The 14,297-nt window shown below is 38.6% G+C and carries 15 protein-coding genes; 10 read left to right on the top strand and 5 right to left on the bottom strand.

The window, feature by feature from the left end:
* Positions 1 to 31: 31 nt before the first annotated feature.
* Positions 32 to 607 (bottom strand): cold-shock protein, encoded by a 576-nt coding sequence (locus tag BTR_RS05445; RefSeq protein WP_012231724.1) that lies wholly within the window; start codon positions 605 to 607, stop codon positions 32 to 34.
* Between the two features lie 316 nt (positions 608 to 923).
* On the opposite strand from BTR_RS05445, the gene BTR_RS05440 reads away from it, so the two are divergent.
* From BTR_RS05440 to BTR_RS05420, 5 genes are all read left to right on the top strand, one after another.
* Positions 924 to 2,057, top strand: coding sequence for an ABC transporter substrate-binding protein (locus BTR_RS05440; protein WP_012231723.1), 1,134 nt, complete (start codon positions 924 to 926; stop codon positions 2,055 to 2,057).
* Positions 2,058 to 2,172: 115 nt separating this feature from the next.
* Entirely contained in the window at positions 2,173 to 3,243 is a 1,071-nt protein-coding gene (locus tag BTR_RS05435) for a branched-chain amino acid ABC transporter permease (RefSeq protein ID WP_012231722.1), read from the top strand.
* A complete protein-coding gene (locus BTR_RS05430) occupies positions 3,243 to 4,301 on the top strand; it encodes a branched-chain amino acid ABC transporter permease (protein WP_012231721.1) in 1,059 nt (352 codons plus the stop codon). Before BTR_RS05435 ends, BTR_RS05430 begins: the two co-directional genes overlap by 1 nt.
* On the top strand, positions 4,298 to 5,080 hold the full coding sequence (locus BTR_RS05425) for an ABC transporter ATP-binding protein (protein WP_012231720.1): 783 nt from the start codon (positions 4,298 to 4,300) through the stop codon (positions 5,078 to 5,080). The genes BTR_RS05430 and BTR_RS05425 overlap by 4 nt, the downstream gene beginning before the upstream one ends.
* The gene (locus BTR_RS05420; RefSeq protein WP_012231719.1) at positions 5,067 to 5,777 is read left to right on the top strand and encodes an ABC transporter ATP-binding protein; all 711 of its coding nucleotides are present in this window, start codon (positions 5,067 to 5,069) and stop codon (positions 5,775 to 5,777) included. The genes BTR_RS05425 and BTR_RS05420 overlap by 14 nt, the downstream gene beginning before the upstream one ends.
* A gap of 92 nt (positions 5,778 to 5,869) precedes the next feature.
* On the opposite strand, the gene gatA is transcribed toward BTR_RS05420, so the two are convergent.
* Complete coding sequence (gene gatA, locus BTR_RS05415) at positions 5,870 to 7,354, bottom strand: Asp-tRNA(Asn)/Glu-tRNA(Gln) amidotransferase subunit GatA (RefSeq protein ID WP_012231718.1); 1,485 nt, start codon at positions 7,352 to 7,354, stop codon at positions 5,870 to 5,872.
* A 31-nt stretch (positions 7,355 to 7,385) separates the two neighbouring features.
* Positions 7,386 to 7,673, bottom strand: a complete 288-nt coding sequence (gene gatC / locus BTR_RS05410) for an Asp-tRNA(Asn)/Glu-tRNA(Gln) amidotransferase subunit GatC (protein ID WP_012231717.1) — start codon at positions 7,671 to 7,673, stop codon at positions 7,386 to 7,388.
* 168 nt (positions 7,674 to 7,841) lie between these two features.
* On the opposite strand from gatC, the gene ruvX reads away from it, so the two are divergent.
* Entirely contained in the window at positions 7,842 to 8,312 is a 471-nt protein-coding gene (ruvX, locus tag BTR_RS05405; RefSeq protein WP_012231716.1) for a Holliday junction resolvase RuvX, read from the top strand.
* On the opposite strand, the gene BTR_RS05400 is transcribed toward ruvX, so the two are convergent.
* Positions 8,307 to 9,926, bottom strand: coding sequence for an acyl-CoA dehydrogenase family protein (locus tag BTR_RS05400; RefSeq protein WP_012231715.1), 1,620 nt, complete (start codon positions 9,924 to 9,926; stop codon positions 8,307 to 8,309). The genes ruvX and BTR_RS05400 overlap by 6 nt on opposite strands.
* A 124-nt stretch (positions 9,927 to 10,050) precedes the next feature.
* Between BTR_RS05400 and BTR_RS05395 the strand changes: the two genes are divergently transcribed.
* From BTR_RS05395 to dprA, 4 genes are read left to right on the top strand one after another with little or no spacing between them, the layout of a single operon-like run.
* Positions 10,051 to 11,016 (top strand): aspartate carbamoyltransferase catalytic subunit, encoded by a 966-nt coding sequence (locus BTR_RS05395; RefSeq protein WP_012231714.1) that lies wholly within the window; start codon positions 10,051 to 10,053, stop codon positions 11,014 to 11,016.
* A complete protein-coding gene (locus BTR_RS05390) occupies positions 11,013 to 12,314 on the top strand; it encodes a dihydroorotase (protein ID WP_012231713.1) in 1,302 nt (433 codons plus the stop codon). The genes BTR_RS05395 and BTR_RS05390 overlap by 4 nt, the downstream gene beginning before the upstream one ends.
* A gap of 11 nt (positions 12,315 to 12,325) precedes the next feature.
* Positions 12,326 to 12,958: a glycerol-3-phosphate 1-O-acyltransferase PlsY gene (gene plsY, locus BTR_RS05385; RefSeq protein WP_012231712.1), complete on the top strand. Its 633-nt coding sequence runs from the start codon at positions 12,326 to 12,328 to the stop codon at positions 12,956 to 12,958.
* Positions 12,933 to 14,147 carry a DNA-processing protein DprA gene (dprA, locus tag BTR_RS05380; RefSeq protein WP_012231711.1) on the top strand — a complete coding sequence of 405 codons (1,215 nt, stop codon included), beginning with the start codon at positions 12,933 to 12,935 and terminating at the stop codon, positions 14,145 to 14,147. Before plsY ends, dprA begins: the two co-directional genes overlap by 26 nt.
* Here dprA and BTR_RS12265 read toward each other — a convergent pair.
* Positions 14,077 to 14,283, bottom strand: coding sequence for a hypothetical protein (locus tag BTR_RS12265; protein WP_005773510.1), 207 nt, complete (start codon positions 14,281 to 14,283; stop codon positions 14,077 to 14,079). The genes dprA and BTR_RS12265 overlap by 71 nt on opposite strands.
* Positions 14,284 to 14,297 lie beyond the last annotated feature (14 nt).

Below are 14,297 nucleotides of genomic sequence, written 5' to 3'. Positions count from 1 at the left end.
TTTCACGCGTAAAATTCAATGAGCAATAAATTTAATGTGTCGCAAAAGGAAATCCTATATCTGGATAAATTTCCGCTGTCATCAACCCTTTTTCCCCTTTACCAAACCGGACAAGAACAACTTGTCCCGAACGAAGCTCTGCTAAACCAAAACGGCGCAACGTTTCCATATGAATAAAAATATCTTCTGTCCCCTGCCCACGGCTAAGAAAACCAAAACCTTTATCACGATTAAACCATTTAACAATTGCACGTTCTAGTCCACTTTCTGGAGTAACAACAACATGAGTACGGGCTGGAACTTCTGATGGATGAACCGCTGAAGAACAATCGATGGATTTCACCTGAACACACTTTAACCCTCGTTCCGTTTTTTCCACAGCACAGATAACTTTAGCGCCCTCCATAGCTGTTTGGAAACCATCCCTTCGCATGACTGTAACATGCAATAATATATCGGGGAAATGAGGTAAATCAGGTACAATAAATCCATAACCCTTACTACCATCAAACCACTTAATGACACCACTGATTTCGATAATCTCCCCACAAGCGCCTATACTATCCTCAGATAGGGAATAATCCTTTAATGCATCCTTACTCGTCATAATAACGTGATCCTGTAGCTTATAAATTGCACGATATTGATTCTCTAGGTTTAAGTAAACATTGCTCTTGCATCAACACGCAAGCCCCAAGATAAGATTTCCCCATATTGTCGTATCTCTTAATGAATATTTATAAAACTATTTGATTGTACGCTTTACATATCTTACAAAGAGTGCCCTACAAAAAAGATCATATAAAAAGTTTTTTACATAATGATATTTCTATTAATGTGTAACTTGATTAATGTGTAACTTGCATGATGAAGAAGTTCAATATAATGTGCAAAAACAACAATTCAATTAAGGAAAATGCGCAATGCAATTGAAGAAAATCCTTACGACAATCACAATTTTCATGGCACTTGCAGCAAATGTTTATGCGAGTGAACCTATTAAAATTGGTGTTTATCTTCCATTAAGTGGTCAAAATGCCTTTGGAGGCCAACTTGAGATTCGAGGTATCGAATTAGCTCACAAACAAGTTCCAGAAATTTTGGGACGTAAAGTGGAACTTGTTATTATTGATAATAAGTCTGATAAAGTGGAAGCGGCTAATGCTGTTATGCGTTTAACAGCAAGCGAAAAGGTCAGTGGAATCATTGGGAGCTATGGTTCTTCGCTCTCACTAGCAGGTGGTGAGATATCTGAAAAAGCAAAGACTCCAACCATTGCAACTTCTTCAACAAGTCCCCTTGTTACACAGGGCAAAAAATATTACTTTCGTGCGTGCTTTATTGATTCTTATCAAGGAATAGGAATCGCAACTTATGTAAGTCAAGTTTTAAAGGTAAAAAAAGCTGCTATCCTCAAAGATATTTCCAACGATTATGCCATTGGTCTTGCAAGTTATTTTGCGCGTGCTTTCAAAAAATTAGGTGGTGAAGTTATCTCAAATTTAAATTATAATTCTGGAGATCAGGACTTTTCAGCTGTTCTCACACAAATTATTGCGCAAAAACCTGATATCTTATTCATTCCATCTTACTTTTCTGAAGGGGCCATCATCATGAAACAAGCGCGTGAATTAGGAGCGAAGTTTCAAATTATGGGTGGAGATGCTATGGATAATCCAGAAACGATTACAATTGCAGGAAAAGCAGCAGAAGGTTTCTTACATACAACACTTCCCTATAGTGAGGATATGCCAAATATGTCAGCAGCTGCGCAAGAATTTACAAAAGAATGGAAAAAAGCCTACCCTGACAAAGAGCCAAATATCAATTCAGTCTTGGGATACACGAGTTATATGATGTTCATGAAGGCTATTGAAAATGCCGGTAGCGCTGATCGTGAAAAAATTACGATTGCACTGAGCAAATTAAAAGATTTTCAAACTCCCTTTGGTGATATGTCGATGGATGAAAATCATAACCCTAGGATTCCGATTGGTATCATTAAAATACAGGATGGAAAACGTGTTTATTTAGAAGAAGTTAAACCTGCTTTTTAATGTAAAGATTGTACTTATTAAAATATAAGAATTGGTTGAGGATCTTTTTTCTCAACCAAAAACTTAAAACTTTCTTATTATCCTATGTAAATTAATAAATGTGGAAGGATGAGAGATGAGCACTGAAATGTTCATCCAGTATTTTTTTAATGCACTGGCATTGGGGTCTCTTTATGGACTTATCGCTATTGGTTACACCATGGTCTACGGTATATTGAGACTGATTAATTTTGCTCACGGTGATATCTTTATGCTGGGGGCCTATTTTGTTTTCTTTTCCACGATTAGCTTTATGCCTGCGTGGGCAGCACTTCTTCTTTTGTTTTTTGCTGCTCTGATTTATTATTCAGTCTTTGTAGGATTTAAAAGGCGCCCTCCAACTTATTGGGGCGCGGTTTTTTTTATTCTTGCGTTAGGATTTGTTTATTATTTAAAAATTTCCCCACAAGATTTTACCCCAATCTGGATTTTAGCTCTTTGTTTTTCCATTTTTATTACAAGTGCAGTGGGGATTACTGTTGATCAACTTGCTTATAAACCTCTACGCCATGCTCCCCGTATTTCGGCACTTATCGGTGCAATCGGTGTTTCTTTTTTTATTGAAAATCTTGCTACTGTGCTCTTTAGTGGTGTTCCCAAAGGTGTAAAACAACCAGATTTTTTAGTAACACCATTTTTATGGCATTTAGGATCAGGGGGTATCATTAGAATTGCTCCCATGTCTTTGATTGTTCCTATTGTGTCATTGATTCTTATTGTCTTACTGTTATGGATTATCCATAAAACGAAACCTGGTCTTGCTATGCGTGCAATCTCTCATGATATTGAAACGACGCGTTTGATGGGGGTCTCTGTTAATAAAGTCATTGCATTTACATTTGGGATAGGTTCAGCACTTGCCGCTATAGCAGGCATTATGTGGTCTTTGCGTTATCCTCAAATTCAGCCTTATATGGGTGTTCTTCCTGGTCTCAAGGCTTTTATTGCTGCCGTTATCGGAGGTATTGGTTCGATACCAGGAGCAATGTTGGGAGGATTGTTATTAGGGTTTATTGAAATTATGATCATCGCATTTTTCCCCGCACTATCTGGATATCGTGATGCCTTCGCTTTTATTTTGTTGATTCTGATTTTATTGGTATTGCCCACGGGATTAATGGGTAAAAAAAGTCAGGAGAAAATCTAATGGCAAAGTCAACGACAACTTTTTTATCGTGTATCAGTATTTTCGTTCTTATAGTTTTTTTATTCTATGCGGATAACCATTTTAATGATTATACACTCCGTATCATAAATCTAATTGCTATTAACGCGATCTTGGCAATTTCGCTTAATTTGATTTACGGCTTTACAGGTATGTTTTCCCTTGGACATGCCGGCTTTATGGCTATTGGTGCTTACATTTGTGCAATTTTACTTCTTTCCCCTGAACAAAAAGAGATGATGTGGATTCTTGAGCCTATCGCTGAACCATTGTCCCATCTACAACTTCCCTTTTTTATTGCTGTTGTTGTAAGCGGTTTGTGTGCAGCAATTATCGGTTTATTGATTGCTTTGCCAATATTGCGTCTTGGTGGTGATTATCTTGGAATTGCAACATTAGGTTTTGCGGAAATTATCCGTATTGTCATTACGAATGCGACATCTTTTACAAATGGTTCTTTGGGAATCAAAGGAATACCTCAAGAGGCAACGTTATGGTGGAACTATGGTTGGTTAGCATTTACAGTTCTCTTTATTGTCCTCTTACTTCGAAGCAATACTGGTAACGTACTGCGTGCTATTCGTGATGATGAAATCGCTGCGAAAACCATGGGAATTAATGCTTTTTTCTACCGTAGTTTTTCTTTTACTGTTGGAGCATTTTTTGCAGGTATAGGTGGAGCGTTAATGGCTGCTCTTATTTCAACCATTGATCCCAAAATGTTTAATTTTTTGCTCACTTTTAATATTTTGATGATTGTTGTCGCTGGTGGTCTGGGTTCAATTACAGGAAGTATTATTGGGAGCATTATTATTACAGTCATGCTTGAATGGCTTCGTATTATTGAAAGTCCATTTGACTTAGGTTTTATACATATTCCAGAAACACCAGGACTTCGCATGGTTGTTTTTTCTCTTTTATTGCTGGTAATTATTTTGTTTTGGAGAAAAGGGTTGATGGGACAACGTGAATTCTCATGGAATGGAATTTATAGCTTTTTGATTCGCAAAAAGCTTTCTAATACTGAGGGAAAGCTATGAACGACACTCTCCTTTCACTCAATGAGATCGTAATGCGTTTTGGCGGATTAATTGCTGTCAATAACGTTAATATGGCCATTAAACGAGGAAGTATTACTGGATTAATTGGTCCCAATGGTGCTGGAAAAACCACCGTTTTCAATATGATTTCTGGATTTTATGCCCCTACAAGCGGCACCATTCTTTTTGATGAACAAAAAATCTCTGGAGAACCTCCTTATATTATCTGCAGGCGTCATATTGCTCGAACATTTCAAAATATTCGTCTTTTCTCAGGATTAACGGTTTTACAGAACGTTATGGTAGGCGCTCATGTCCGTCAAAAATATCCTTGGTTTTCTTCAGCTCTCTTTTTTTCAAAAGCAATGAAAGAAAAAAGAGAAATTTATAAAAATTCCATGGTGCTTCTTGAACGACTACAACTTGATCACCTTGCCAATCAATTGGCAACAGCTTTACCTTATGGTGTGCAACGACGTCTAGAAATTGCACGCGCGTTAGCCACAAAGCCTAAATTGCTTCTTCTTGATGAACCTGTCGCTGGCATGAATCCACAAGAAAGTGAAGATCTTAGAAAGTTCATAGCAAAAGTGCAGAAAGACTTTGATCTTACAATTCTTCTTATTGAACACGATATGAAAGTGGTTATGGGGCTTTGCCAACATATTTTGGTCATGGAACATGGCTGTTGCATTGCTAATGGTACACCAGATGAAGTTCGTAATAACCCAAAAGTTATTGAAGCTTATCTTGGCGGAGATGTTTATGGATATTCTTAAAATAAAAAATCTTCACGTTCATTATGGTGCTATTAAAGCTGTCCAAAACCTTTCTATGTCCATAAAAAAGGGAAGTATTGTTACTTTAATTGGAGCCAATGGTGCAGGAAAAAGCAGTATTGTACGCTCTATTACAGGACTTAATCGCTCTGTTTATGGAGAAATTACCTATAATGGCGAATCAATTATTAAAAAGTCACCAGAAGAGATTTTGCGTTTAGGGATTGCTCTCAGTCCTGAAGGGCGACGTATTATGCCTCATCTTACTGTTTTAGAAAATCTCCATCTAGGCGCTTATATCCGTCATGATAAACAGGGAATTTCTCGTGATATTGAATGGATATTTGATCTTTTTCCGCGCCTACGTGAAAGATCAAAACAGTTGGGAGGAACAATGTCAGGTGGAGAACAACAAATGGTCGCTGTAGGACGCGCACTCATGAGCAATCCTGATATGGTTATATTAGATGAACCCTCGTTGGGGTTAGCTCCCCTTCTCGTTCGGGAAATTTTTTCGATTATCCGAAAAATTAATGATATGGGAAAAACTGTTCTTCTGATTGAACAAAATGCATTTGCAGCACTTTCCATAGCTGATTATGCTTATATTCTAGAGGTAGGCCATATTTTATTTCATGGTGAAGGCAAAGCAATGCTTTCTGATCCCCGTGTTAAAGAAGCCTATCTTGGTGGATAAAAGTGATAAATTAAGGAAACAGAGCTTATCCCTCCCCTTTTAAAAAAGCATTTCTCATCAGTGATGAGAAATGCTTTTTTAAAGCTTGATAATTATATCCACCATTTTTTTGCACAAAATATACCTGCTTCTTGTTCAATAATGTGCGCTATTTGAAAAATGACTTCTTCAGCAAAAGGTTTACCAATCAATTGCAATCCTAGTGGTAAACCATTTGATGACAGACCAGCAGGAACAGAAATTCCTGGTAAACCAGCCATATTCACGGGTACAGTAAAAATATCATTCAGATACATTGCAACAGCATCATTTTTTATTTTTTCATCAGCAATACCAAAAGCAGGTGTTGGTGTTGCTGGTGTAAGAATAGCGTCAACGCCTGAATCAAAACATTGATCAAAATCACGTTTTACGAGTGTTCTTACTTTTTGAGCTCTTAGATAACCGGCATCATAATAACCTGATGAAAGAACATACGTTCCAATCAGAATACGCCGTTTGACTTCATCACCAAAACCAACAGAACGCGTATTTTCATACATCTCAATGATGTCTTTTCCAGGTACACGCAAACCAAAACGCACACCATCATAACGCGCTAAATTAGAAGAGGCTTCTGCAGGCGCTATAATATAATAAGAAGGTAGAGCGTATTTTGTATGAGGTAAAGAAATATCGCGTATTTCAGCGCCTGCTTCTTTTAACCAATTTATTCCCTTTTGCCAAAGATCAATAATTTCTTGAGACATTCCAGCTAGGTAGTATTCTTTTGGAATACCAATTTTCATTCCCTTGATTGATTTCCCAAGATAACTTTCATAATCAGGAACGGGTAAATTTACGGAAGTCGAATCTTTTTCATCAAAAGAAGCCATTGATCTGAGTAAGATAGCACAATCACGAACATCTCTAGCAATAGGTCCAGCTTGATCAAGAGATGAAGCAAACGCGACAACACCCCATCGTGAACAACGTCCGTAGGTTGGCTTTATTCCTACAGTCCCAGTAAAAGCTGCTGGTTGACGGATTGAGCCACCTGTATCTGTTGCTGTTGCACCAGCACAAATTTGCGCGGCAACAGCGGCAGCCGAACCGCCTGAAGAACCACCGGGGACAAGTTTTTCATTTGAGTCTTTTTTTCTCCATGGACTAATAACGGGGCCATAATATGATGTCTCATTAGAAGAGCCCATAGCAAACTCATCCATATTAAGTTTTCCTAACATCACAGCACCATCTTGCCATAAATTAGCCGTAATAGTTGATTCATAGTTTGGTTTAAATCCATCAAGGATATTTGAACAGGCTTGAGTATGAACACCATGAGTTGCGAAAAGATCTTTAATCCCCAAGGGAATTCCTTCCAAAAGCCCCCTCTCTCCTTTCGCCAAGCGACGATCTGATTCAGCAGCCATTTTTCTTGCTTGTTCTGCTGTTATTGTTACATAAGCATTCAAAGTTGGATTAGCCAATTCTATCGCTTTTAAATAAGCTTCCGTTAATTCTGTTGCTTTGAGCTTTTTCGTTATGAGAGCATCACGCGCTTGTGCAATTGTGAGGGTTGTTAAATCAGTCATATTGGTTCTCAAATTTCAAAAATATAAAAAGTTACTCAACAATTTTTGAGACAAGAAAAAAATTTTCTTCTGTAACAGGTGCATTGGCGACAATATCTGCTGCTTTATTACCATCTGTAACATTATCTTCACGCATTCGTAGAGTCATCGGTATCACAGATGTTAATGGCTCAACTTCACTGACATCAACTTCATTCAATTGCTCTACAAAGCCTAAAATAGCATTGAATTTTTTTGTTATAGGTTCCACTTCATTATCGCGGATAGCAATCCGCGCTAAACGTGCAACCCGCTTGACGGTTTCTTGATCAACAGACATATTCTTTTTACGCCTTTCCATTTTTTTGTTTATTTATTGATCTTTATCTGGCTATACAAGGCTGCGCTTGCAAGCGCAAGGATATTAGATAAGATGAATAAAGAATATAATTATAGATCTAATATAGATCTATAGATTGGAAATATTAAAAAACGTATTATAATCCCTATGACTGTTATTAATATCAATGAAATTATGACACATCTTTTGCCTGGACAAACGATAGCAGGCTTAGATTTAGGGACAAAAACGATCGGAATTGCGATTTCTGATATGGGTTTGACTGTTTCAAATCCACGCCCTGTGCTCCAACGAAAAAAATTTACAGAAGATGCTCACAGACTTATTAAAATTTTTGATCATGAAAATGTCGGCGTTATTGTCATTGGCTTACCTCTTAATATGAATGGAAGTAGCGGCTCTCGTGTTCAAGCAACCAGAGCTTTTGTGAGCAATATGAAAGCTTATACAAAAATTCCATTTGTTTTTTGGGATGAACGTCTATCAACGATTGCTGCAGAGCGTTCTCTTTTAGAAATGAATGTATCACGGATTAAAAGAGCAAGAAGAATTGATTCGGCAGCTGCCGCTTTTATATTGCAAGGTGCTCTCAATAGAATTGAAAATCTCCATTCATAGGGAAGGATAGAGAACATTGAGTAAATGCCCTGCATTATAGCGTGCAATGAGCATCCCGTAGGAAGATCTCCATTGACCTCCAAGGCGGCTTTCCATGTAGGCATTTGCGACATGTTCTATATCCGTAGAATGTAATGACGCGGCAGCGGCGGCATAGGCTACCTGTTCAACAAAAAACCTTCCTGCTCCCTCATTTGCTGATGCCATATCACCTGCAGACTTAATAATTTCAATGGCTCTTGGTCCTGCTGGCCCAATATCAAGAGCAATTTTTTCTAACAATTTCTGAAACAATCCCGGTGCTTTTTCAGCAATAAGAATGGCATCCTTGACCAATTGATTAGCAGAACTATTTCTCACAGTTCGTGCAGGCCCATTATGCAACATTTGTGATAATGGATTATTCTCTATAAAACTTTCAATACCAAGTTGTGCAATAATTTCGCCAATAATAGGCACAACCAATTGACTGACGTGATAAGCAATAATAGGTGTCATAATGCGAGCAAAAGCTGCTTCAGAACGGTCATTTGCTGCATTGTCAAATGCTCGCGCTAAACGCAAAACCAATGCTTGTGAAGCAGCAATATCTAATGCAATATCTGCAAAAATACGTTCTGTCAGGGGTGGCAAAGGCTGATTTGGCATTTTTTTCCGGAAAAAATCTATGCCAAATTGAAGGGCAGCGCGCAAAACACCGGCCGATATGACAGATTGATCAAAACGCATCATCGTCTCAATATCTTTAATAACTTTAAGACCTTCTCCAGCATTTCCCAGAAGCCAGCCATAACACCCTTGAAAATCAACAACTCCCTCTGGTGTTAAAAGTTCTCCAGAACGCTGAATTAAATGACGAATCGATATAAATCCATTAAATGCACCATTCTCCTGTATGCGTGGAACAAAAAAGCAACTTAAATGACCATTTAAATCTGCACTAACGAGATATCCATCAGCTGTAGGATTAATAACATTAGTTTTTACAACATTTAAACGATACAGATCTCGTTGCATATTTTCATCGAAAGAAATTTTCTTAACGCTTGGAAAATTGAAAGTGTGTTGTTCAATGTCATCAAAAGCACATGTCAGAGAAGCAGAGTTTTTATGATGAATAGGCCGTGATGAAGAATCATATTGGCGTGACAAAAGGACATTTTGCCATTTTTTAAAAAGCTCACTATCACTAATTAAGACAGCAATTGCTGCACTCGTTATAGTAACCTCATTCAAATGCCCTGTTTCTAAACCAGCAGATAAAGCCAAACGAATCGCACGCGCTTGATAACGTACCCCATTTTCTAAGCTCGTATTCTCCCAAAGCGAAGTAACCAACCCTGCACGTCTAGAATACTGTTGAAGGTCTTGATAGGAAGAATGTATTTCTAATTTTTCTGCCTGTTTTCCCCATTTATCGTTATAACGCAGTAAAGGCTTATAATGATTCGCTGAGCAAGAAAGATTCCATGCTTCTTGACTCGCAGCAAAATCCCCTATTTCTTCAAAGCTTGCTAATAAAGACTTAGGCAAAGTAGAGGCTATGCGAAACATAAGTGTATCGCTAAGAAATGTATTTTTTCGACGAGCATTTTGCGCAGAGACAGTACTCATAGGTGTATTCCACTATTCAAATCATCATATCATAGACTATTTGTCTTTTTAGAGTTAAGAAACATTTATCATATTCAAACAAATGCTTGTTTAACCTGTTTAGAGAGAGATAAAGAAGAATGCTATGATTCAAGATAATTTTTTTCCACTTTTCCCTCATAAACATCTTTTAGCTATTAAAGATCTAAGCGTACAAGACCTTAATACATTGCTTGATCGTGCAGAAGCAAACGTTATCCTTTCTAACAAAATTGATAAAACAAAATCTATTTTGCGTGGACGGACTCAAATTAATCTCTTTTTTGAAGCCTCTACACGAACACAATCTTCTTTTGAATTAGCCGGTAAAAGGTTGGGAGCAGACGTGATAAGTGTCGCGATCGGTAACTCATCTGTAAAAAAAGGGGAAACATTATTTGATACAGCCGCAACACTTAATGCGATGAAGCCAGATATACTGGTTTTCCGCCATAGCAGTGCGGGAGCAGCCGCTTTATTAGCACAAAAAGTTGATTGTTGTGTCATTAATGCAGGTGATGGTGCTCATGAACATCCAACCCAAGCTTTATTAGATGCTCTCACCATTAAAAGAGCAAAAGGTCGTATTGAAGGATTAACGGTTGCCATTTGCGGAGATATCTTGCACTCACGTGTTGCACGTTCGAATATCCTTAGTCTTAATGCTTTGGGGGCCCGTGTTCGTGCTGTTGCCCCTTCAACACTCCTACCCACCGAAATTAATCATATGAGTGTTGAGGTTTTTAACACCATGAAAGATGGTCTTAAAGATGCTGATGTTATCATGATGTTACGCTTACAGCATGAACGAATGACAGGTTCTTTTATTCCCTCCACGCGTGAATATTTTCATTATTTTGGCTTACATAAAGAAAATTTAACCTATGCCAAAAACAATTGCATTATTTTGCATCCTGGTCCCATAAACCGTGGTGTGGAGATTGCATCTGATATAGCCGATGGACCACAAAGTATGATTCGTACCCAAGTAGAAATGGGAATTGCAGTGCGTATGGCGGTTATGGAGGCTTTATTAGATTCACGTTTGAAGATCAATGGAGAAAAAAAATGATAAAACCAATTGTTTTTCAAAAGGCTCGTATTATTGATCCTTCACGCGCAATCGATGAAGTTGGTACAGTTATTGTTGAAAATGGACAGATTATAGCCGCTGGAAAAGAAGCTTTGAATCAGGGAGTCCCTGAAGGTGCAGAAGTTATTAATGCACAAAACAAAGCAATTCTTCCTGGACTTGTTGATGCACGTGTTTTTGTTGGGGAACCAGGGAATGAAAATCGTGAAACAATTGCGTCTGCAAGTCAAGCAGCCGCAGCAGGTGGTATTACTTCCTTTCTTATGATGCCAGACACGCATCCAGTTATTGATAATGTTGCTCTCGTTCAATTTATTAAGCGCACAGCAGGAGAAGTGTCATTGATCAATATTTATCCCGTTGCGGCAATTACACAAGGTTTCAACGGACAAGAAATAACTGAATTTGGTTTGCTCAAGGAGGCTGGAGCCGTTGCTTTTAGTGAAGGAAAAAAAACACTTCAAAATTCATCTGTTATGCGACGTGCAATGACTTATGCACGCGATTTTGATGTCCCATTGATCCATGAAACGCAAGATAAAGATCTTACAGGACAAGGCGTAATGAATGAAGGACTACTCGCTAGTTGGCTTGGTCTGTCTGGCATCCCCTGCGAAGCAGAAGTTATCCCCCTTGAAAGGGATTTACGCTTAGCAGCATTAACGCAAACACGCTATCATGCCGCCCAGATATCAACAGCACTCTCTGCTGATGCGCTCCGCTTAGGCAAGCAACGCAGTGAGAAAATTTCAGCTGGTGTATCGATTAATCATTTATCTCTCAATGAAAATGACATTGGCCAATATCAAACTTCTTTTCGCCTCATGCCCCCATTGCGTACAGAAGAAGATCGTATAGCACTGATTGAAGCAATAAAAGACGGGACAATAGATGTTATTATCTCTTCCCATGATCCTCAGGGTATCGACACAAAACATTTACCATTCAATGATGCAGCAGCGGGCGCTATTGGGATGGAGACCTTATTAAGTGCGGCTTTACGTCTTTATCATGATGAGAGTCTATCTCTTCTACGGATAACTGAACTTTTGTCAACGATGCCTGCAAAGCTCTTTGGACTCAATGCAGGAACACTGAAGAAAGGTGCTTATGCAGACCTTATTGTGGTTGATCTTGAAGAACCATGGGTCGTTTCGACAGAGAAACTCTATTCACGTTCAAAAAATACCCCTTTTGATAATGCACGTTTTCAAGGACGCGTGTTCCAGACCTTTGTGAAAGGGAAATCCGTTTTTAAACTTGATCAACAAACTTAGTGAGATTCTTAATGAATGAAACAGAAATATTTTTTCAGTCCACTCCGTGGTTTATTTTCCTCATATCTTATCTCATTGGCTCGATTCCATTTGGTCTTTTGTTTACGAAATTGGCCAAACTTGGCGATATCAGAACAATCGGTTCCGGCAATATTGGAGCAACAAATGTTTTACGAACAGGAAATAAAAAAGTTGCTGCTCTAACACTTCTTTGTGATATGTTGAAAGGAGCTATTGTTGTCTTCGTTATAAAGTTCTTTAGTGATCCGCTCAACAAGAGTATCCTTATTTCTCTAGCGGGTTTTTTTGCTTTCTTAGGACATCTTTTTCCCGTATGGCTTAAATTTAAAGGTGGCAAAGGTGTTGCTACCTATCTAGGGGTTTGCTTAGGTGTCTATTGGCCTGCTGCAATTATTTTTATTATTGTATGGAGTGCAATTTTTCTTCTCATGCATTATTCTTCGTTATCTGCGCTTGTTGCAGTTACGATCACGCCGATATTTGTTTTTTATTTTTCCGATACTTATTTCTGTTGTATGCTGATCGCGATGAGCCTATTTGTGTTCATAAAACATTCTGCAAATATCAGTAGATTACTCATTGGGGAAGAAAATAAGATTGGGACGCAAAACAGAGATAAATAAAGGAATCCTGCTTACTGATCATCAACGTCTAAGCTGGTTACGGTTATTGCGCAGTGAAAATATTGGAGCTGTTAGTTTTCGCAATCTCATTGATTATTATAAAACAGCAGAAAATGCTCTAGCAGCGTTGCCAGAGCTTAGTAGAAAAGGAGGGGGGGCTGCATCACTTAAAATAGCAAGCTTAGAAGATGCAGAAAAAGAAATACAAGAAGCTGAAAAATTAGGTGTTCGGTTTATCGGTATGGGAGAACCAGATTATCCAGCTTTTCTTAAGGTTACAGAAGCCCGTCCGCCACTTATTGCTGTCAAAGGTAATGTTTTAATTTTTCAAAAAACTTCGGTTGGAATTATAGGCTCTCGGAATGCTTCAGCTGCTGGAAAAAAGCTTACGGCTCAATTTGCTCATTTTCTCGGAGAAGCAGACTTTGTAACAATTTCTGGACTCGCTCGTGGAATTGATAGCGTTGCGCATCAAGCAAGTTTAAAAACAGGAACTGTTGCAGTCATGGCAGGAGGAATTAATCATATCTATCCTCCTGAAAATAAAAAGTTGTACGAAGATATTATCGCCAATGGTGGAGCCATCATCAGCGAAATGCCCATCTCTTGGAAGCCGCGTGCTATCGATTTTCCAAGAAGAAACCGCATTATTGCAGCTCTATCACTTGGTCTCTTGGTTGTGGAGGCAGCTCTGCGCTCAGGATCCTTAATTACCGCACGTCAAGCAGCTGAAATGGGACGGTTGATTTTTGCTATTCCCGGTTCTCCACTTGATCCAAGATCTGTTGGCACAAACAACCTTATCAAGGACGGAGCTCTTCTCACCACACATCCTTCTGACATCATAGAAACACTTACGCCATTAATTTCACCGCTTCCAAATTCCCAACTCAATTTTTTTGAGGAACCATCCTCTTTAAAAATTGAAAAGGAGAATTTTAATTCAGCCTACGAAAAAAACGCTCATCCCTCTTTAACAGGTGATGATGCGGCACGTGCAGCAGTCCTCTCTGCTCTTTCAACAACGCCAATCGACTTAGACACACTCAGTATCCACTCAGGTGTTTCACTTCCAACTCTCTACCTCTTGTTGGTAGAACTAGAGCTTGCTGGAAAGCTTATTCGACACTCTGGTGGTTGTGTGTCATTGTCGAATCTTGATCTTCTCCAAGAGCCTCCGCACTATTAATAATGCTTTGTCCTTCTTTGGCAACCATATCCAAAAGCAATGCTAAAAGCGGACTATGCGCCTGACGCGCCATCTGATTCATTTGCTTTGACATGTCTGTAATATATTGGATAACTTTCAAATGATTTATAAACATAATCCTCTATCCTT

Source organism: Bartonella tribocorum CIP 105476 (genome assembly GCF_000196435.1).
In the GTDB taxonomy this organism is placed as follows: domain Bacteria; phylum Pseudomonadota; class Alphaproteobacteria; order Rhizobiales; family Rhizobiaceae; genus Bartonella; species Bartonella tribocorum.
The sequence above is the reverse complement of the archived record's forward strand: the minus strand, read 5'-3'. Positions and strand labels throughout refer to the sequence as shown.

What these genes read in the sequence shown, in the direction of transcription:
- BTR_RS05400 (WP_012231715.1), bottom strand. Translation starts at nt 9,926, where the DNA reads ATGAGTACTGTCTCTGCGCAAAATGCTCGTCGAAAAAATACATTTCTT.
- BTR_RS05440 (WP_012231723.1), top strand. Translation starts at nt 924, where the DNA reads ATGCAATTGAAGAAAATCCTTACGACAATCACAATTTTCATGGCACTT.
- BTR_RS05445 (WP_012231724.1), bottom strand. Translation starts at nt 607, where the DNA reads ATGACGAGTAAGGATGCATTAAAGGATTATTCCCTATCTGAGGATAGT.
- gatA (WP_012231718.1), bottom strand. Translation starts at nt 7,354, where the DNA reads ATGACTGATTTAACAACCCTCACAATTGCACAAGCGCGTGATGCTCTC.
- BTR_RS05435 (WP_012231722.1), top strand. Translation starts at nt 2,173, where the DNA reads ATGAGCACTGAAATGTTCATCCAGTATTTTTTTAATGCACTGGCATTG.
- gatC (WP_012231717.1), bottom strand. Translation starts at nt 7,673, where the DNA reads ATGTCTGTTGATCAAGAAACCGTCAAGCGGGTTGCACGTTTAGCGCGG.
- BTR_RS05425 (WP_012231720.1), top strand. Translation starts at nt 4,298, where the DNA reads ATGAACGACACTCTCCTTTCACTCAATGAGATCGTAATGCGTTTTGGC.
- BTR_RS05430 (WP_012231721.1), top strand. Translation starts at nt 3,243, where the DNA reads ATGGCAAAGTCAACGACAACTTTTTTATCGTGTATCAGTATTTTCGTT.
- BTR_RS05420 (WP_012231719.1), top strand. Translation starts at nt 5,067, where the DNA reads ATGGATATTCTTAAAATAAAAAATCTTCACGTTCATTATGGTGCTATT.
- plsY (WP_012231712.1), top strand. Translation starts at nt 12,326, where the DNA reads ATGAATGAAACAGAAATATTTTTTCAGTCCACTCCGTGGTTTATTTTC.
- ruvX (WP_012231716.1), top strand. Translation starts at nt 7,842, where the DNA reads ATGACTGTTATTAATATCAATGAAATTATGACACATCTTTTGCCTGGA.
- BTR_RS05390 (WP_012231713.1), top strand. Translation starts at nt 11,013, where the DNA reads ATGATAAAACCAATTGTTTTTCAAAAGGCTCGTATTATTGATCCTTCA.
- BTR_RS05395 (WP_012231714.1), top strand. Translation starts at nt 10,051, where the DNA reads ATGATTCAAGATAATTTTTTTCCACTTTTCCCTCATAAACATCTTTTA.
- BTR_RS12265 (WP_005773510.1), bottom strand. Translation starts at nt 14,283, where the DNA reads ATGTTTATAAATCATTTGAAAGTTATCCAATATATTACAGACATGTCA.